Annotated in this window: 16 protein-coding genes; 5 read left to right on the forward strand and 11 right to left on the reverse strand. The window is 61.9% G+C overall.

From position 1 onward, the window contains the following. Positions 1-228: 228 nt before the first annotated feature. Positions 229-768, forward strand: coding sequence for a gamma carbonic anhydrase family protein (locus BN1123_RS12520; RefSeq protein WP_042027345.1), 540 nt, complete (start codon positions 229-231; stop codon positions 766-768). Positions 769-858: 90 nt separating this feature from the next. Here BN1123_RS12520 and polA read toward each other — a convergent pair whose 3' ends face one another. Further along, positions 859-3615, reverse strand: coding sequence for a DNA polymerase I (gene polA, locus BN1123_RS12525; protein WP_042027332.1), 2757 nt, complete (start codon positions 3613-3615; stop codon positions 859-861). Between the two features lie 400 nt (positions 3616-4015). Between polA and elbB the strand changes: the two genes are divergently transcribed. After that, positions 4016-4666, forward strand: coding sequence for an isoprenoid biosynthesis glyoxalase ElbB (elbB, locus tag BN1123_RS12530; protein ID WP_042027347.1), 651 nt, complete (start codon positions 4016-4018; stop codon positions 4664-4666). Positions 4667-4735: 69 nt separating this feature from the next. Here the strand turns inward: elbB and BN1123_RS21695 are convergent, their stop codons facing one another. The 4 genes from BN1123_RS21695 to fieF form a co-directional block, all read right to left on the reverse strand. Then, positions 4736-4945 carry a cell division protein ZapB gene (locus BN1123_RS21695; protein ID WP_005307594.1) on the reverse strand — a complete coding sequence of 70 codons (210 nt, stop codon included), beginning with the start codon at positions 4943-4945 and terminating at the stop codon, positions 4736-4738. A gap of 189 nt (positions 4946-5134) precedes the next feature. After that, positions 5135-6415, reverse strand: coding sequence for a hypothetical protein (locus tag BN1123_RS12540; RefSeq protein ID WP_042027334.1), 1281 nt, complete (start codon positions 6413-6415; stop codon positions 5135-5137). Positions 6416-6436: 21 nt separating this feature from the next. Further along, on the reverse strand, positions 6437-7216 hold the full coding sequence (gene cysE / locus BN1123_RS12545) for a serine O-acetyltransferase (protein ID WP_026457437.1): 780 nt from the start codon (positions 7214-7216) through the stop codon (positions 6437-6439). Positions 7217-7226: 10 nt separating this feature from the next. Beyond that, the gene (gene fieF, locus BN1123_RS12550) at positions 7227-8138 is read right to left on the reverse strand and encodes a cation efflux pump FieF (RefSeq protein WP_042027335.1); all 912 of its coding nucleotides are present in this window, start codon (positions 8136-8138) and stop codon (positions 7227-7229) included. Positions 8139-8223: 85 nt separating this feature from the next. Between fieF and BN1123_RS12555 the strand changes: the two genes are divergently transcribed. The 3 genes from BN1123_RS12555 (at position 8224) to trmL (ending at position 10799) form a co-directional block, all read left to right on the forward strand. Then, complete coding sequence (locus BN1123_RS12555; protein WP_042027336.1) at positions 8224-8919, forward strand: response regulator; 696 nt, start codon at positions 8224-8226, stop codon at positions 8917-8919. Further along, on the forward strand, positions 8901-10271 hold the full coding sequence (locus BN1123_RS12560) for an ATP-binding protein (RefSeq protein WP_042027338.1): 1371 nt from the start codon (positions 8901-8903) through the stop codon (positions 10269-10271). The genes BN1123_RS12555 and BN1123_RS12560 overlap by 19 nt, the downstream gene beginning before the upstream one ends. 63 nt (positions 10272-10334) lie before the next feature. Then, positions 10335-10799, forward strand: a complete 465-nt coding sequence (gene trmL / locus BN1123_RS12565; RefSeq protein ID WP_026457645.1) for a tRNA (uridine(34)/cytosine(34)/5-carboxymethylaminomethyluridine(34)-2'-O)-methyltransferase TrmL — start codon at positions 10335-10337, stop codon at positions 10797-10799. A gap of 10 nt (positions 10800-10809) precedes the next feature. Here the strand turns inward: trmL and BN1123_RS12570 are convergent, their stop codons facing one another. The 6 genes from BN1123_RS12570 to BN1123_RS12595 all read right to left on the reverse strand — a co-directional run bounded on the left by BN1123_RS12570 (position 10810) and on the right by BN1123_RS12595 (position 18016). After that, entirely contained in the window at positions 10810-12099 is a 1290-nt protein-coding gene (locus BN1123_RS12570) for an MATE family efflux transporter (RefSeq protein WP_082037538.1), read from the reverse strand. A 68-nt stretch (positions 12100-12167) separates the two neighbouring features. Then, on the reverse strand, positions 12168-12800 hold the full coding sequence (locus BN1123_RS12575) for an SCO family protein (RefSeq protein WP_042027340.1): 633 nt from the start codon (positions 12798-12800) through the stop codon (positions 12168-12170). A gap of 221 nt (positions 12801-13021) precedes the next feature. Beyond that, on the reverse strand, positions 13022-13987 hold the full coding sequence (locus BN1123_RS12580; protein ID WP_042027341.1) for an ABC transporter permease: 966 nt from the start codon (positions 13985-13987) through the stop codon (positions 13022-13024). A gap of 64 nt (positions 13988-14051) precedes the next feature. Then, complete coding sequence (locus BN1123_RS12585) at positions 14052-15170, reverse strand: ABC transporter permease (protein ID WP_042027342.1); 1119 nt, start codon at positions 15168-15170, stop codon at positions 14052-14054. A 180-nt stretch (positions 15171-15350) separates the two neighbouring features. Next, positions 15351-16931 (reverse strand): ABC transporter ATP-binding protein, encoded by a 1581-nt coding sequence (locus BN1123_RS12590; RefSeq protein ID WP_042027343.1) that lies wholly within the window; start codon positions 16929-16931, stop codon positions 15351-15353. A gap of 86 nt (positions 16932-17017) precedes the next feature. After that, positions 17018-18016, reverse strand: coding sequence for a BMP family lipoprotein (locus BN1123_RS12595; protein ID WP_042027344.1), 999 nt, complete (start codon positions 18014-18016; stop codon positions 17018-17020). Positions 18017-18380 lie beyond the last annotated feature (364 nt).

The following is an 18380-nucleotide window of genomic DNA, read 5'->3' on the forward strand; positions in this document are numbered from 1 at the left end:
TTTCAAAGGCTTTTCGAGGCTACCGACTTGGCTTTCTGCGTTGCCGCTTGCCCTGTCGATGGAGGCGCATTATAGGGAGCGAATTCGTTCTGGCAACCCCTCCCCTGCAATAAAATTGCAAAAAAGTGCACTTTTTTAGTTATTCATATCCAAGCACAGCTTTTATACAAACTTATCCACAGAAACGGGTGCTGACTTGCTAGAATGGCCGAAAACAAGGAGGCCAAGATGGACTTGCGACTGAGACCTTACAAGGGAAAACGCCCACAATTGGGCAAACGGGTATATGTGGATCCCTGCGCCACCCTGGTGGGGGATATCCAACTGGGTGACGATGCCAGCATCTGGCCCATGGTGGCCGCCAGAGGGGACGTCAACCATATCCGCATCGGTGCCCGCAGCAACATTCAGGACGGCACAGTGCTGCACCTGACCCGCAAGAGTACCAGCAACCCTGCCGGCTATCCGTTGTTGATCGGGGAAGATGTCACGGTCGGCCACAAGGCGATGCTGCATGGCTGCACCATTGGCAACCGGGTGCTGGTCGGCATGGGTGCCATCCTGCTGGACGGCGCCGTGGTCGAAGATGATGTGATGATCGGTGCCGGCAGTCTGGTGCCACCGGGCAAGCGACTCGAGGCCGGCTTTCTTTATATGGGTAATCCCATCAAGCAGGCGCGCCCTCTCAAGCCGGCCGAGATCGCCTTCCTCAAGACCTCGGCCGATAACTATGTCCTGCTCAAGGACGAATACCTGCAAAAGGTCTGAATCCAGATAGCCACAAACAGGAAGCCCGGCATGATGCCGGGCTTCGCGTCTTATATAGCTATATAGGTGTCGATGACGACTGCCAGAGGATCAGTGGGCCTGATCCCAGTTGTCACCGGTGCCCGCTTCGACCACCAGTGGCACATGCAGTTCGGCCGCACCCGACATCTTCTCCTTGATGATGGCGATGTACTCCTCCAGCTTCTCTTCGCGGATCTCGAACACCAGTTCATCGTGCACCTGCATCAACATGCGGATCGACTCGTCTTCAATGCCCCGGATCCAACCATCCACGTTGATCATGGCGCGCTTGATGATGTCGGCGGCCGTGCCCTGCATGGGGGCGTTGATGGCGGCCCGTTCCGCTGCCTTGCGCAGACCGGCGTTGCGGGACTTGATGTCCGGCAGATAGAGGCGGCGACCAAACAGGGTTTCGACATAGCCCTGGGCTTCCGCCTGCTGGCGAGTGCGCTCCATGTACTCCAGCACGCCCGGGTAGCGCTCGAAGTAGAGATCCATGTACTTCTGCGCCTCAGCGCGGCCGATCCCCAGCTGCTTGGCCAGACCGAAGGCGCTCATACCGTAGATGAGGCCGAAGTTGATCGCCTTGGCGCTGCGACGCATGTCGCTGGTCACCGCATCCAGTTCAACCCCGAATACCTCGGCAGCGGTCGCCTTGTGGATGTCCTTGCCCTCGGCGAAAGCGGTCAGCAGTCCCTTGTCACCGGAGAGGTGGGCCATGATCCGCAGTTCGATCTGGGAATAGTCCGCCGCCACCAGCTTGTAACCGACGCACGGGATGAAGGCTTGCCGAATGCGGCGCCCCTGCTCGTTGCGCACCGGAATGTTCTGCAGGTTGGGGTCGGTGGACGAGAGCCGCCCGGTTGCCGCCACCGCCTGGTGATAGGAGGTGTGCACCCGCCCGGTCTGCGGCTTGATCATCAGCGGCAGCTTGTCGGTGTAGGTGGACTTGAGCTTGGCCAGGCCACGGTGCTCCATCAGGAGGCGCGGCAGCTCATAGGTCTCCGCCAGCTCCGCCAGCACCTCTTCCGCAGTGGATGGCGCTCCCTTGGGGGTCTTCTTGATGATCGGCAGCCCCAGCTTGGTAAAGAGGATCTCCCCCAGCTGCTTGGGCGAGGAGAGGTTGAACTCCTGCCCCGCCAGCTCGTGCGCCTGTCGCTCCAGCTCCGCCAGCCGGACTTCGATCTCCTGGCTCTGCTGATGCAGCAGCTTGGGCTCTATGGTGGTCCCGAGCCGCTCCATCCGTGCCAGCACCGGCAGCAATGGCAACTCGATCTCGCTGAATACCTTGGCGAGGCTAGGCTCGGCAGAGAGCTTGCCCCACAGCGCCAAATGCAGACGCAGGGTAATGTCGGCATCTTCCGCCGCGTAGGGCGCCGCCTGTTCCAGTTCAATCTGGTTGAAGGTGAGCTGCTTGACCCCTTTGCCGGCAATGTCCTCGAACGAGATGGTCTCGACGTTCAGATACCTGCGGGCCAGCGAGTCCATGTCGTGGCGGCTGGCGGTGGAGTTGAGTACATAGGACTCGAGCATGGTGTCGTAGGCAATGCCCTGCAGCTCGATGCCGTGGTTGAGCAGCACGTTGCGATCATACTTGAGGTTCTGCCCCACCTTGAGTCGGGATGCGTCTTCCAGCAGCGGCTTGAGCTTGCCGAGCACCACGGCCTCGGTCAGCTGCACCGGCGCCCCCAGATAGTCGTGACCGAAGGGCACATAGGCCGCCTTGCCCGGTTCGATGGCAAAGGAGACGCCAACCACCCGCGCCTCCATATAATCGAGACTGGTGGTCTCGGTGTCGAAGGCAAACAGCGGCGCCGCCTGCAGGCGTGCCAGCCAGTCGTCGAACTCGGCCTCGTCCAGAATACAGCAGTAGTCGGTTTCGATGGCCGCTTCCTGAGGTGCAGCGTCTTCATCCCCCTCGGTCGAAGCGGCCCCTTCCTCACCACCGGACTCCAGCTCTTTTATCAGGTTGCGCAGCTCATACTCGCGGTAAACCGCAAGCAGGGACTCCTTGTCGACCGGCCCCAGGGTCAGCTGTTCCAGCTCCTGTTCCAGCACTACATCTGTCTTGATGGTGGCGAGGGTATAGGAGAGACGCACCTGCTCCTCCTGCTCGCGGAACTTGTCGGCAAACGCCTTGGAGCCCCGGAAACCAAGGGCAGCGACCTTATCGAGGTTGGCGGCGATCTCGTCGATGCTGCCGATCCCCTGCAGCAGGGCAAGGGCCGTCTTTTCGCCGACGCCGGTCATGCCGGGGATGTTGTCTACCTTGTCCCCCATCAGGGCCAGGTAGTCGATGATGAGCTCGGGCGGTACGCCGAACTTCTCGATCACCCCTTCCCTGTCGGTCTTCACGTCCTTCATGGTGTCGATCAGGGTGACATGGTCGGAGACCAGTTGCGCCATGTCCTTGTCCCCCGTGCTGATGAGCACCGGCAACTGCTTCTCGGTCGCCTGGCGGGCCAGGGTGCCGATCACGTCGTCCGCCTCCACTCCTTCCACCATCAGGAAGGGGAAGCCCATCGCCTTGATCATCTGGTGGATGGGCGCGACCTGGCTGCGCAGATCGTCCGGCATGCTGGCACGGGTCGCCTTGTACTCGGGATAGATGTCGTCGCGGAAGGTCTTGCCCTTGGCGTCGAAGACCACGGCCACGTGGCAGTCGGGGTACTGCTTGCGCAGGCTGCGCATCATGTTGGCCATGACACGGACGGCGCCGCTAGGCAAACCGGTCGAAGTCCGCAGATCGGCCTGCTGGGAGGCAAAAAAGGCGCGGTAAAGGTATGAAGAGCCGTCGACCAGAATAAGGGGATTGCTAGGGGCCATGAAATCGTCCTGCCAGAGATAAACAGCCGCTAGGATGCCACAGGGGCCCCTTCACACCAAGGGGCCTGGTAACAGCCTGCATGGCTGCTGACGGGATAAAAATCTGTGGATAACTCTGTGTTCAAAAATGGGGCGAATTATTGCCAGCAGTGATAAAGCTGTGCGCAAAAACCAAAAATGCCATTAAAAACAATCAAATACAAACACAAAGCCAGATCGGTAGACCATTAAAATGATCTCGATCAATGTGGAAAAAGTTTTAAGGGAGTAGGTACGGCAGGATCCAAAACGAAACAATCCTAGCACAGCAAGATGACTTGACCAGCGGATGGCGAGCGATAACCATACAAAAGTACAACAATCCATCCTGGCTCACATTTTCAACAACGAGGAGTTTTCCATGAAAAAAGTGGCCGTGATTTTGAGTGGCTGCGGCGTCTTCGACGGGGCCGAAATCCATGAAGCCGTCATCAGTCTGCTGGCGCTGGCACGCCATGGCGCCACCACCCAATGCTTTGCCCCGAACGTGACGCAGCTCCACGTGATCAACCACCTGACCGGCGAGGTGAGTGAAGGAGAGAATCGCAACGTGCTGGTCGAGGCCGCCCGCATCTGCCGCGGCCAGATAAAGGACGTGGCCGAGCTGGATGCGGCCGACTATGACGCCCTGCTGGTACCCGGCGGCTTTGGCGCCGCCAAGAACCTGTGCGACTTCGCCACCAAGGGAGCCGAGTGCCAGATCCAGCCGGATGTGCTGAAGGCCTGCCAGAGCTTTGCCAGGGCCAACAAGCCGGCGGCCTATATCTGCATCGCACCAGCCATGATCCCGCTTATCTACGGCGCCGGCACCCTGGCCACCATAGGTCACGACGAGGGTACCGCCAACGCCATCGAGGCGATGGGCGGCAGCCATCTCAACTGCCCGGTCAACGAGTTCGTGGTGGATCAGGAGCGCAAGGTGATCTCCACCCCTGCCTACATGCTGGCCAGCAACATAGTGGAGGCCGCAGACGGCATCGAGAAGACGGTCAAGCAGCTGCTTGCCCTGTGATCCCCTTCGCCAAGACAAACGGGCCGCTCATGGAGCGGCCCGTTTTCAATTCTCGCGTATAGCGGCGGATTAGATGCTTTCGCCCATCTGATCCATCTTGCCCAGCAGGGCACGCAGACGCTCTTGCCAGGCAACGTGCTCGTTGCGCAGCTGATGGTTCTCGTCTTGCAGCTTGCTGTTCTGCTCTTTCAGCTCGTCCAGCTCCATCTTCAGCAAGGAAATGTTGTCGACGGCGGATTGTACTTTGGATTCGAGTTGCTCAAGGACTTCTAGTGACATATGCATACCTGTTTGTTCAATTGCGATGCCCCACAAAGGGCGATTCAAGCGCGTGAAGCCAGCATACCCCGAGCACATCGGCACAAACAAGCCAGCACGCTGTAAAATGCGCCTTCCGTAGAGGTATTGTCCAAATATGCGTCTATTTTTCTCGCATCCTGCTCCCCAAGACTGGGCCAGCCCCGACCATCAGCCGTGCAGGGCGATATAGGCCCCCAGCAACAGGCAGGCGACACCGTACATCGACAGGCCATAACCTAGGTTCCAGCGCAGGATAGACCCCGCACTCAGGTTATAGCGGGAGGCCAGCGCCAAGTTGGATCCGGAGAGCGGGCTGGTACCGGTGGCGAGCCCCCAGCCCAGCAAAAAGCTCATGCCGAGCAGACTGGGATCCGGCGCCAGGGGCCAGAGCAGGGGTGCCAACCCCGAGATGCTAATGAGGGGATGCACCCCGACGATGGCCACCAGCAGGATCAGCAGCAGGGTGAGGGAGGCTTCGAGCCAGCCGAAGTGGTTGAAGAACGGCAGCCCGTGGCCGCCTCCCAGATCGATCACCGACAGGGCGCTGTTGATGCCGGCAGCCAGCAGACCCGCCCCGAGAAACAGCACCAGCTGGCCGCCGATGGCAGGGAAGCGCTCCACCACCTGGCGCTTGAGGGCCGCCTTGCGCCCGGCACTAGGCATGAAGATCAGCGCCAGCAGCGGTGCCACCAGGGCGATCACCGCCAGAATGCCGAGCTCTGGCCAGATCTGCTTGATGAGCAGCACCAGCAACGCCAGCGCCACCGGCAGCCCCAGGGTCTGCAGGCGCAGCGGATAACCGGCAAAATCCTGCACGCCGAGGCGCTCCACCTGCCAAGCCGTCAGCCCCATCGCCAACAGGGCGCCGACGATGCCGAAGGGCAGGATCGCCGAGAGCTGCAGGCCGGGAGCGTAGGTGAGCGCCACCGCCATGGCGACGAAGAAGGGGGACCAGAAGGCAGCAGCGCAGAAGATCCGGCTCAGCACCATCACCTGGCGCCGCTCCAGGGTGCCGTTGCGTTCCAGTCGATCGCCGATGATGAAGAGCACCGAGAGGTTGATGACGGCCCCCAGCAGGTTGAGGCTGGCCATGGTGCTCCACAACCCCTTGCGACCGGGCCAGGAGGTGGTGCCGGTGAGCAGGCCGGAGGTGGCGAGGTTGAGGGTGCTCACCGCGGCAAACATGGTGAGCATGTTGATGTTGGGCAGCAGCCAGTCGCCGGCCTTGAGGCTGGCCCCCTGCGACCAGGCGAAGAGCAACAGCAACAGGGCCGCTCCGTACAGGGCCAGCGCCTGGCGTCTGGCCGCCCCCACCAGCCAGGGCCAGGTGAGGAGAGAGGCTGCCCAGGCCGCGATGGCCGCGGGCCAGGGGGAGAATCCCAGATAGAGATGCAGCAGGTTGAGCAGCCACATCCCCAGGATCAGATAACCTGACCAGCGCTTGGCCATCGAATCGTCTCGGTCAGGGGATCAGAGGCACTGATCCATATCCAGGGAAGGCTTGTCGCACTCCGGGTGGCCCACAATCTTGGCCGGCACCCCGGCCACCGTGGTATGGGGCGGCACCGGGTTGATCACCACGCTGCCGGCACCTATCTTGGCGCCCCTGCCCACTTCGATATTGCCGAGCACCTTGGCGCCCGCCCCTATCATCACCCCTTCGCGGATCTTGGGATGACGATCGCCGCTCTCCTTGCCGGTCCCGCCCAGGGTCACACTCTGCAGGATGGAGACATCATCCTCGATCACCGCCGTCTCACCCACCACTATACCGGTGGCATGGTCAAACATGATGCCCTTGCCGATGCGCGCCGCCGGGTGCACATCCACCCCGAACACCACGGAGATCTGATTTTGCAGATAGAGCGCCAGGGAACGGCGCCCCTGGCGCCACAGCCAGTTGGCGACCCGGTAACCCTGCAGGGCATGAAAGCCCTTGAGGTAGAGCAGCGGGGTGGAGAAGAGATCGACCGCCGGGTCGCGCTCCTGCACCGCGCAGATATCGGCCGCCACCATGGCCAGCAGTTCGGGTTCGCTGCGCAGGGCCAGCTCGATCACCTCGCGCAGGGCAATGGCGGGCATGGTGGCACTGTCGAGCTTGTTGGCCAGCTGGAAGCTGAGAGCCGAACGCAGATTCTTGTGATTGAGAATGGTGGAGTGGAAGAAGCTGGCCAGCATGGGCTCTTCGGCCGCCATGCAGAGCGCTTCTTGCTGAATTTTTTGCCAGGTTTTGGCAACCAGATCATCCATGTGGTGCAACCTACTGTTGTTCGGGGTGAGGACTCTGTTGTTCTTTTATCAGTACCGAGATGGGGTCCATGTGGATGATGACATCCATTCGCTCGAATGCCTGGCGTATCGCCTGCTCGGCTTCATCGGCTATCTGATGGGCCTTGACCAGGGGGATCTGATCGTCAAGTTCCAGATGCAACTGAACGAATCGGGTCGGCCCGGATTGACGGGTACGCAGACCGTGGACGCCGTGAACGCCATCTACGGCACAGCAGAGGGCCATTATTCTCGCTTGTTCTTCCGCTGGCAACTGACGATCGAGCAGCGCCTGTACCGACTCGTAGCCGATATGGACGGCTCCCCACAGCAAAATGCCCCCGATCAGCACGGCAAACAGACCATCTGCCCAATACCAGCCCTGCCCCGCCAGCACCAGTGCCAGCAGCACGCCACCGTTGAGCAGCAGATCGGAGCGGTAGTGCAGCATGTCCGCCTTGATGGCCACGCTGTTGGTCTTGCGGATGACAAAACTCTGGAAGCTGACCAGCAGCAAAGTCAGCACGATGGAACCGACCGTCACCCAGATCCCCGCCTCCAGCCGCAGAATGGGCGTCTGGTTGAGCAGGGAGGAGATGCCGTGCATCACCAGCAGCAGGGCCGAGCCCGAGATGAACGCCGCCTGGATGAGCCCGGCTAGGGACTCCGCCTTGCCGTGGCCGAAGCTGTGCTCGTCATCGGCGGGAGCCAGCGCATAGCGGATCGCCAGCAGATTGATGATGGAGGCGCTGACATCCATGAAGGAGTCGGTGAGGGAGGCCAGCAGGGTCGACGAGTCGGTCATGATCCAGGCGATCAGCTTGCCGATGATTAGCAGGGTGGCTGTCGCAACCGCCGCCATGCTGGCAAAGGTCACCCAACGGGAATAGTGTTGATGGCTCAAATCCGGCTTTCCTCTGTCGCGTAAAAAATTATTATACCTTCACCCCGGCGTCAGTTTGGCGCGAAAATCTGCGGAAGAACACCCGATGAACAGAATACTCCTGGTCGATGACGATCTTGAATTGACCCAGCTGCTCACCGAAATTCTGACCCTGGAAGGATTTCAGGTCACGGTCGCCGAGGATGGTGAAGAGGGATTGCAGCGCCTGGCGGAGCAACGCTTCAACCTGGTGCTGCTGGACGTGATGATGCCCAAACTGAACGGCTTTGCCATGCTGACCCGGCTGCGCAAGACCCACGACACCCCGGTGCTGATGCTGACCGCCCGCGGCGACAGCCAGGACAGGGTCAACGGCCTGGAGGCCGGCGCCGACGACTATCTGGCCAAGCCATTTGATGATCGGGAGCTGCTGGCGAGAGTGCGGGCCATCCTGCGCCGCACCCAGAATCATCAGCCCCAACGCGGCCACGGCTCCGACGAAATCCACTTCATGGACATCGTACTGCAACCGGGCCTGCAGCAGGCGTGCTGCGGCGACCAGCCGCTGGAGCTGACCGCCACCGAATTCGGCCTGCTGGAGTGCCTGCTGCGCAACCCGGGCCAGATCATCAGCAAGAGTCACCTCTCGGAACAGGTGCTCGGCAAGAAGCTGGAGCCTTTCGATCGCGCCATCGACATGCACCTGAGCAACCTGCGCAAGAAGTTGCCGGAACGGGTCGATGGCCAGCCCCGCTTCAAGACTGTACGGGGGCGCGGCTATCTGTGGCTAGAACAGGAGTAATCAAGGCGCCCTCGATCAGCGGCCTCTCCACCCAGATCTTCGTCTGGTTCTGGCTGATCCTGCTGGTGATGATGGCCGCCGTCATCAGCCTGCCCAACCTGGATCCGCGCAACCAGCTCCCGTTGCCTGCCCATGAGGTGATGCGGATGCAGCACAACGTGCAGATCCTCAAGGATGCCGCAGACCCGGCGCGAGATTTCGAGCTGGCAAAGGCGATGGAGAAGATCACCATGCTGCCGGTGGACAACGTCTATGTGCGCGGTGCCAACGGCCAGATCCAGTCCACCGTCCATCCCCGCAAGTTCGTGGTTCGCTTCATGGTGGATGCCGACAACCCCAACCACCCCATGCTGGGTCACGAGGATCGCAAAGCCATCGCCGGCCCCTTCCTGATGGAGCATCGCGGCCAGCAATACCACGTCTATTTCGGGCTCAACGTCGATACCCCCTATCTGTTCCTGTTCATCCAGATCCTGGATCACCCGATCCGCATCCTCGGGGTCGCTATGCTGGTCAGCACCCCGCTCTGCCTGCTGCTCGCCTGGCGCCTGACCCGCCCCATACTGCAATTGCAAAAAGCGGTCTCCCTGCTGGCTGCCGGCAGCCTGGAGACCCAGATCCCCAACCTCGGCCGGGGTGACGAGATAGGCCAGCTGGCCGACAACGTGAGCCACATGGTGGATACCCTCAAGAGCATGATCCAGAAGCAGAAACAGCTGCTTTCCGACATCTCCCACGAGCTGCGCAGCCCGCTCACCCGGATGCAGCTGGCCCAGGCCCTGATCCGCCGCAAGCAGGGCGACAGCGCCGAACTGGCGCGGATAGAGTCGGAGATTGGCCGGCTGGACAAGCTGATCGGCGACCTGCTGGATCTGTCGCGGGTGCAGCAGCATGTGGAGGCCCCCGTGGTGCAACCGCTGGCCGAGCTGCTGGAGCCCATTCTGGAAGACGCCATGTTCGAGGCCAACCAGAGCGGCAAGCAGCTGCGTCTGCCGCCACTGCCTGCCGAGTCGCTGCCGATGTGGCCCGAGCTGCTGGCGCGGGCGGTGGAAAACCCGCTGCGCAACGCGCTCAAATATGCCCGTGAATTCATCAAGGTGGAGTGGTATCGGGAGGGGCTGGAGTGGGTGATGATCATCCGCGACGACGGCCCAGGCGTGCCGCCGGGGCAGCAGGAGCAGCTGTTTCTGCCCTTCTTCCGGGTCGACGATGCCCGCAACGCCAAGACAGGTGGCACAGGGCTCGGACTTGCCATCGCCTCGGAGGCGATCCATCGCCATGGCGGCACCATCCAGGCCAGCAGCAACCAGCCGACCGGACTGACCATTACCATCCGCCTGCCCATCGCCTGATCTTTTCAACGCCACGGGCGCTGGGTATGCTGGCGCCCTTTCCGTCCCAGCAGGAGCCCTGCCATGCTCGATATCGTGCTCTACCAACCCGAAATTCCGCCCAATACGGGCAACATCATCCGGCTCTGTGCCAACACAGGTTACCGGCTGCACCTGATAGAGCCGCTGGGATTCGAGTGGGATGACAAGCGGGTGAAGCGGGCGGGGCTCGACTATCACGAATTTGCCGAGGTGAAGCGCTGGCCGAACTTTGAAGCCTTCCTGGCGGCGGTGGCGCCGAAGCGGGTGTTCGCCTGCACCACCAAGGGACGCACCGCCCACTCGGCAGCCCAATTTGCCTTGGGCGATGCCCTGCTGTTCGGCCCGGAGAGCCGCGGCCTGCCGATGGAGATCATCGAGAGCCTGCCGTTCGAACAGAGGCTGCGCATCCCCATGCTGCCACAGAGCCGCAGCATGAACCTTTCCAACGCGGTGTCGGTGTTCGTCTACGAAAGCTGGCGCCAGCTGGGCTACGAAGGCGCCCTCTAAGGTTGGAAAATCAGTGGCGGGCGTCGAGCAGGCGGCCGCTGCGCTCCAGTTGCCAGCACAGGAACCCCAGGGTCAGGCCACGCCCCACCATGAGCGCGGCCATCGCCGCCCACAGGGCGGCCACGCCCCACGACTGGGTCAGCCACCAGACCGGGAAGAAACCGCCGAAGACCGCCAGCAGCATGCTGTTGCGCATCTCCTTCGCCCGGGTGGCGCCGATGAAGACCCCGTCCAGCAGGAAGCACCAGACCGCCAGCAGCGGCATGGCCACCAGCCAGGGCAGCTGGCCATTGGCCGCGGCCACCACCTCCGGAATGTCGGTGATCCGGCCGATAAACTGGCTGCCCAACAGGGCAAATCCCAAAGTAAATCCGGCCGCGATCAGGGCGGCCCAGCCCAGATTGAGCAGGATGGCCTCCCGCAGCTTCTGGCGATCCCGCTGGCCGATGGCGCGGCCCACCATGGCCTCCACCGCGTAGGCAAAACCGTCCAGCCCGTAGGAAATAAGCATCAGGAAGTTGAGCAGCACCGCATTGGCGGCCACCGCCACGTCCCCCAGCCTGGCCCCTTGCAGGGTCATGAAGGCAAAACAGAGTTGCAGGCAGAGCGCCCGCAGGAAGATATCCCGGTTCAGCCCGAGCAGTCGCTTCAGGGGAGCGAGCCGCCGCCAGCGCTGCCAGCCGTCCTGCCACACCTCGGGCAACAACTGGCGCAGATGGTGGCGAACCAGCCAGATGCCAACCGCCAGCGCGCCGTAATCCGCCAGCACCGAGGCCGCCGCCACGCCGCGCACCTGCCAGCCCAGCCCCAGCACGAACAGGGCATCCAGCGCCATGTTGACCAGATTGGTGAGGATCAGCATCACCATAGGACTGCGAGCATCCTGCATTCCCAACAACCAGCCCATGAGCACCAAATTGCACAGCGCCGCCGGCGCGCTCCAGATCCGCACCGCCACGTACTGGCCGGCATAGAGCTGCACCTCGGCAGAGCCGCCACTCAGGGCAATAAGCCAGGGCAGCAGGGGAAAGAGCAGCACAAGCAGCCCCAATCCCATGACGATGGCTAACCCCAGCGCCCGCACCAGGGCATCGAGCTGGGCGCGCTGATCGGCGGCGCCATGGGCCTGGGCCGTGAGCCCGGTCGTGGACATGCGCAGGAAGCCGAGCAGCCAGAAGATCAGGTTGATGAGGGTCGAGCCGACCGAGACACCACCGAGAAACCAGGCCTCGCCGAGATGACCGATCACCCAGGTGTCCACCAGCCCCAGCATGGGGGTGGTGATGTTGGAAAACACCATGGGCAGGGCGAGGGCAAAGACGGCGCCGTGGCGAGCGGGATCCCGCCACCAGGGCGCAACCGGACGGGTCACTCCCGGTTGCTCGACAGCGTCAGAATGCGGGAGAAATCAGAGAGCAGGGTCGCCATCTGCACCCGTGGCACCTGACCCGGCGCCACCTGCGGGCGAAACACTCCCTGCAGCTTGCCCTTGGGGTTGATGAGTACGATGGAGGCGGAGTGATCGATCAGGTAATCCTTCTCCCCCTGATTGGCGATGGAGTAGATGAGCCCCAAGTTGCGCACGAAGGGGAACAGCTTGTCGTGATCCGCTGTCACCGCCTTGAACTCGGGATTGAAGAAGGCGGTGTAGGTCTTGAGGCGCTCCAGGGTATCCCGCTGGGGATCCGCCGAGACGAACACCACCTGGCTGTTGGGTGCCAGCTGCTTGAGCTCGCCATATATCGAACGCAAATCGGCCATGGTGGTGGGGCAGATATCGGGGCAGAAGGTGTAGCCGACGAACAGGAAGGTCCAGTGTCCCAGCAGATTGGCGGGGGTAAAGGGCTGATTGTCCGCGTCAGTAAAGGAGAAGTCATTGATGTCCCGTGCGGCGGGATAGTAGTCGGCATGCTCCGGCATCTCTGGCCGGGTGGCGTAGAACGCGAAGATGAGGCAGCTTGTCAACAGCAGAAAAATCAGGGGATAACGAAGCTTCATCATAACAAGAGACCCTTTCAGTTCGGTGCATCTGACCTGCAGTGGTCACATGGAGGCCGGTATTGTAACTCCAATGGGCCGGAAACGGGTCGTCATCGCGCATCAACCTCTTGTCAGGCAATTTGCCAGCGCCAGATCCTGTAAAAACAAAAGCCCCCTCTATAACGAGGGGGCTTTGGGACAGGACCCGCCAATGGGGCCCCGGCATAGAGAACGCGTAGACGCTACTCCCGCTCCTTCACATAAGGGGTGCCGAGCGCCTTGGGCGCCACCGCACGACCGATAAAACCGGCCAGCAGGAACACCGTCAGGATATAGGGCAGCGCCTCGATGGCCTGTACCGGGATGGCAAAGCCCCCCACGCTCACCCCTTGCAGGCGGATGGCCACCGCATCGAGGAAGCCGAACAGCAGGCAGGCGGCCATGGCGTTCCAGGGGCGCCACTTGCCGAATACCAGCGCTGCCAGCGCCATGAAGCCCTTGCCCGCGCTCATGTTGGGGATGAACTGGGCAGTCTGGGCCACCGACAGGTAGACGCCGCCCAACCCCGCCAGCAGACCGCCGATGATGAGCGCCGTGTAGCGCATCCGCACCACAGAGATGCCGGCAGTATCGACCGCCGCCGGCGCCTCGCCCACCGCCCGCAGGCGCAGCCCGAAGCGGGTGCGAAACAGCACCCACCAGGCCAGCGGCACGGCGGCGAACGCCAGGTACTCCAGCAGGGAGTGGCCGCTCAGGAGCTCGCTGTAGAGTTGGCCGATGACGGGCACGTCATACAGCTCCTTGGCATAGGGCAGATCGATGGGGGCGAAGCGGGCATCACCGGAGAGCGCCGGGGTCTGGCCCCCCTGATCGAACCAGTAACGGCCCAGGGTGACGGTCAGACCGGCCGCCAGGATATTGATGGCCATGCCGCTCACCACCTGATCACCGCGGTGGGTGATGGTGGCAAAGCCGTGCATCAGGGCAAACAGCACCGAGACCAGCACCCCGGCCCCCAGCCCGACCCAGGCCGAGCCGGAGACCGCGGCGGCGGCACCGCCGGCGAAGGCGGCCGCCAGCAGCTTGCCCTCCAGGGCGATGTTGACCACCCCGGAGCGCTCGCAGAACATACCCGCCATGGCCGCCAGGATGAGGGGCGGCGCGGTGCGGATGGTGGCATCCAGCATCAGGATCAGCAGTTCAAACATGGTGATACTCCCTCGACGGTCAGGTGCTGGGCCGGTGATGGCAGGTTGGCGAAGTCATCCATGATCAGGCCCCCTTCACTTGTGCAGTTGAGCGGCTGGCAAAGGCCAGATAGAGCTGCTCGATGCGCGGGCGCATCATGTGCTCCAGCGCGCCGCAGAACAGGATCACCAGCCCCTGCAGCACCACCACTATGTTGCGGTCAACGCCGAACTCGAAGCTGAGCTCGGCGCCCCCCTGATAGAGGAAGCCAAACAGCAGGCTGGCGATGATGACGCCGACCGGGTGGTTGCGCCCCATCAGGGCCACCGCGATGCCGGTGAAGCCAAACCCTTCCACGAAGTTGAGCTTGATCTGGTGCAGCTCCCCCTGCAGCACGTTGAGGGCAAAGAAACCCGCCAGCATGCCGGAGATCACCATGGCCAGGATCACCACTCTGGGATAGGAGATGCCCGCGTAGGCAGAGGCACTCTGGCTCGCCCCCACCGCCCGGATCTCGTAACCCCAGCGGGTATGCCAGATGAAGATCCACACCAGGAGCGCGCAGATCAACGCCCAGACGAAACTGATGTTGAGCGGGCTGTTGGGCACTTCCATCCCGAAGCTGGCCGCCATGGTGCTCAGCTTGGGCAGCCAGCTCGCCTCGGCGAACACCCGACTCTCGGTGGCCATGGATCCGGGCGGCTTGAACACCTCCACCAGCAGATAGGCCATCAGAGAGGCGGCGATGAAGTTGAACATGATGGTGGTGATGACGATGTGGCTGCCGCGCTTGGCCTGCAGCCAGGCCGGGATAAAGGCCCAGGCCGCGCCGAACAGGCCGCCGGCGATGATGGCCAGCGGCAACAGCAGGGCAAACGGCAGCACATCGCCGAGCAGCAGACAGACCAGACCGACGCCGAGACCGCCGATGTAGGCCTGCCCCTCACCGCCGATGTTGAACAGGCCGGCGTGAAAGGCCACCGCCACCGCCAGACCGGTGAAGATGAAGCCGGTGGCGTAGTAGAGGGTGAAACCTATCCCCTCGCCGGTGCCGAAGGCGCCGTACCACATGATCTCGGCGGCATCGACCGGGTTGATGTCGAGGTAGTAGAACAGGATGGCCGACACCAGGAAGGCCAGCAGGATATTGACCGCAGACAAGACGCCCACGGAGACCCAGGCAGGGACACGAACTTGGCTCATCAGCGGGCCTCCTTGGCAACGTCATCGGGCACGGATGTATTGACCATCATCAGATCGTGCTGACGACAAACAGATGTGATCCTCATGACGTCGCTCCTTGTGTCGTGCCAGCCGCCACGTCATCGGGCACGGATGTATTGACCATCATCAGATCGTGCTGACGACAAACAGATGTGATCCTCATGACGTCGCTCCTTGTGTCGTGCTGGCCGCCACGTCATCGGGAACGATATTCGCCATCATCAGGCCTATGGTGCGCTCATCCGCCCTGGCGGCATCCAGCTCGCCAACGATGCGGCCATCGGCGATGACCAGGATGCGATCGGACAGGCTCATGATCTCGTCCAGCTCCACCGACACCAGCAGCACCGCCTTGCCCTTGTCGCGCATGGCGATCACCTGCTGGTGAATGTACTCGATGGCGCCGATGTCGACGCCCCGGGTCGGCTGACCGATCAGCAGCACGTCAGGGTCCTGCTCCACCTCACGGGCGATCACCAGCTTCTGCTGGTTGCCGCCGGAGAAGTTGGCTGTCTTGTGCTCGGGGCTGGGTGGGCGCACGTCCCACTTCTCCATCTTGGCCTGACAATCCTGCTGGATCGCGTCTTTGTCCTGCAGCCACCCCTTGTTGTATTGCGGGCGGCGGTGATAGCCGAGAATGAAGGCCTCTTTCGCCTCGAAGCGGTTGATGAGCCCCATCTTGTGCCTGTCTTCCGGCACATGGCCGAGGCCATAGTTGCGCACCCGCTCGGGATCGGCGGGATGCTCGGCACTTACCCGGTGCACCCCGTCGCGACTGCTGATGGTAAAGCCCCCCTTGCTCGGCTTGAGGATGCCCCCCAGCAGGCTGAGCAGTTCGGACTGGCCGTTGCCAGAAACGCCGGCGATGCCGACCACTTCACCGGCCCGCACCTCGAAGCTGACCGATTTGACCCGCTCCACCTTGCTGGCGTCGACATAGCTGAGCCCCTCGACCTTGAGCTTGGCCTCGCCCGGCTGGGTCGGTCCCTTGTCGACCTTGAGACGCACCTTGCGCCCCACCATCAGCTCGGCGAGCTGCTCCTTGTCGGTGTCTTTGGTGGCCACGTGGGCCACCATCTCGCCACGGCGCATGATGGAGACCTGATCCGTGATGGCCAGGATCTCCCGCAGCTTGTGGGTGATGAGGATGATGGTCGCCCCCTGATCCCGCAGCTTTTTCAGCACCTCGAACAGGTGATCCGCCTCTTGCGGGGTCAGTACCCCGGTCGGCTCGTCGAGGATCAGGATGCGGGCGCCGCGATAGAGCGCCTTGAGGATCTCGACCCGCTGCTGCAGGCCCACCGGCAGATCTTCCACCTTCTCGTGCAGCGGCACTTCGAGACCATAGTCCCTGGCCAGCTCGCCGAGCAGCTTTTCCGCCGCCGCCACGCTCTGGCGCAGGTGCCAGCCGTTTTCGGCGCCGAGGATGACGTTTTCCAACACAGTGAAGTTGTTCACCAGCATGAAGTGCTGGTGCACCATGCCCACCCCTGCGGCAATCGCATCTTGTGAGCCATGGGGTTTGAAGGGGTTCCCGTCGATCAGCATCTCGCCTTTGTCGGCATGGTAGAAACCGTAAATGATGCTCATCAGGGTGGATTTGCCGGCGCCGTTTTCGCCGACAATGCCGTGAATGCTGCCTTTACGAACCTGGAGGTCAATCAGCTTGTTGGCGTATACGTCGCCGAACCGCTTATCGATACCTCTTAATTCGATGGCATAGCGATCTGTCTGGTCCATGATGCAGCCCTGCGTGTCATGAAGTAAGACTAAAAACCGGCCCGTGCGGGCCGGTCGGTGCGTTGAGAGTCGTAGCTAGGTTCTGATTAGTATTTGCAGGCGTTGTCGCTCATGTAGTCATGAACCTTGATCTTGCCGGCGATGATGTCGGCCTTGATGGCGTCTACCTTGGCCTTCATTTCCGGAGTGATCAGCTTCTCGTTATCCTTGTCGAGTGCCCAATCCACACCGCCCTCGGCCAGGCCCAGGTTCTTGATGCCCGGCTTCCACTCGCCCTTGGCGGCGTCATCCCAGGTCTGGTAGGCGGCCAGGCCGACCGACTTGACCATGGAGGTCAGCATGGTGCCCGGTTGCAGGTGGTTCTGGTTGGAATCCACGCCGATGGCCAGCTTGCCCTCGTCCTTGGCAGCCTGATAGACGCCAATGCCGGTACCGCCGGCGGCGGCATAGACCACGTCCGCGCCCTTGGCGAACTGGGACTTGGCCAGCTCGGCACCCTTGGCCGGGTCAGCAAAGGCCGCCGGGGTGGAGCCGGTCATGTTCTGGAACACGTCGATCTTCGGATTGACGTACTTGGCGCCCTGCTCGTAGCCGCATTGGAACTTGCGGATCAGCGGGATATCCATGCCGCCCACGAAGCCGACCTTGCCTGTCTTGGAGGCGATGGCCGCCAGCGCGCCCACCAGGAAGGAACCTTCATGCTCCTTGAAGATGACGGACTGGACGTTCGGCTTGTCGACCACCATGTCGATGATGGTGAACTGGGTTTTCGGGAACTCGGTCGCGACCTTCTCTACCGCGGAACCCATGTTGAAGCCGACGGCCACGATCGGGCCATTGCCACGGCTGGCCAGACGACGCAGACCCTGCTCGCGCTGGGCTTCGTTCTGGGGTTCGAACTCCTTGACCTTAACGCCTTTGTCCTTGTTGTAGACTTCGACGCCGTTGCGGAACACGGCTTCGTTGAATGATTTGTCAAACTTGCCGGCGGTGTCGTAGATCACGGCGGGCTCGGAAGCAGCCTGAGCTGAGAGGGCGGCGAGGGTGAGGGTGGCCACGGTGGCCAGCTTGAGCACTTTAGTCACGATCGTATCCTTGATTGTTATTAAGTGAGGGAACCTGCTTGCCTGCCCGGGCAGGCCAACTAGCACGCAGACTTACTCTAAGTCAGCCCGGGTGGGGGTCAAGCAGATGATAATAGAAAAACGTTTGCGCTAACGGTTTGAGTTATAAGCAAGTAACTATATAACATGTTGTTTTTTGGCGATTTTTAAGTTTTTTGTTCTGAATAACTAAAGACCCAAACGACATTTCTCTTATTGTTCAATGGGTTAATGTAAATCGTTTTCCTGAGATTCATCTCTCCCTCTGCCCGTCCGTGATCCGGTTCGCAGATTCCCGCGCAGCACCAACAAGGCGCGCCGCTGCCCCCCCTTCATCCCCTCCCCC

This window comes from Aeromonas enteropelogenes (assembly GCF_000819845.1).
GTDB classification, from domain to species: Bacteria; Pseudomonadota; Gammaproteobacteria; order Enterobacterales; family Aeromonadaceae; genus Aeromonas; species Aeromonas enteropelogenes.

Excerpts from the sequence above, each read along its gene's own strand:
- BN1123_RS12570 (WP_082037538.1), bottom strand. The coding sequence starts at position 12,099 with ATGGTGTTTTCCAACATCACCACCCCCATGCTGGGGCTGGTGGACACC.
- BN1123_RS12580 (WP_042027341.1), bottom strand. The coding sequence starts at position 13,987 with ATGTTTGAACTGCTGATCCTGATGCTGGATGCCACCATCCGCACCGCG.
- trmL (WP_026457645.1), top strand. The coding sequence starts at position 10,335 with ATGCTCGATATCGTGCTCTACCAACCCGAAATTCCGCCCAATACGGGC.
- BN1123_RS12575 (WP_042027340.1), bottom strand. The coding sequence starts at position 12,800 with ATGATGAAGCTTCGTTATCCCCTGATTTTTCTGCTGTTGACAAGCTGC.
- elbB (WP_042027347.1), top strand. The coding sequence starts at position 4,016 with ATGAAAAAAGTGGCCGTGATTTTGAGTGGCTGCGGCGTCTTCGACGGG.
- BN1123_RS21695 (WP_005307594.1), bottom strand. The coding sequence starts at position 4,945 with ATGTCACTAGAAGTCCTTGAGCAACTCGAATCCAAAGTACAATCCGCC.
- BN1123_RS12590 (WP_042027343.1), bottom strand. The coding sequence starts at position 16,931 with ATGGACCAGACAGATCGCTATGCCATCGAATTAAGAGGTATCGATAAG.
- polA (WP_042027332.1), bottom strand. The coding sequence starts at position 3,615 with ATGGCCCCTAGCAATCCCCTTATTCTGGTCGACGGCTCTTCATACCTT.
- cysE (WP_026457437.1), bottom strand. The coding sequence starts at position 7,216 with ATGGATGATCTGGTTGCCAAAACCTGGCAAAAAATTCAGCAAGAAGCG.
- BN1123_RS12555 (WP_042027336.1), top strand. The coding sequence starts at position 8,224 with ATGAACAGAATACTCCTGGTCGATGACGATCTTGAATTGACCCAGCTG.
- BN1123_RS12540 (WP_042027334.1), bottom strand. The coding sequence starts at position 6,415 with ATGGCCAAGCGCTGGTCAGGTTATCTGATCCTGGGGATGTGGCTGCTC.
- BN1123_RS12585 (WP_042027342.1), bottom strand. The coding sequence starts at position 15,170 with ATGAGCCAAGTTCGTGTCCCTGCCTGGGTCTCCGTGGGCGTCTTGTCT.
- BN1123_RS12520 (WP_042027345.1), top strand. The coding sequence starts at position 229 with ATGGACTTGCGACTGAGACCTTACAAGGGAAAACGCCCACAATTGGGC.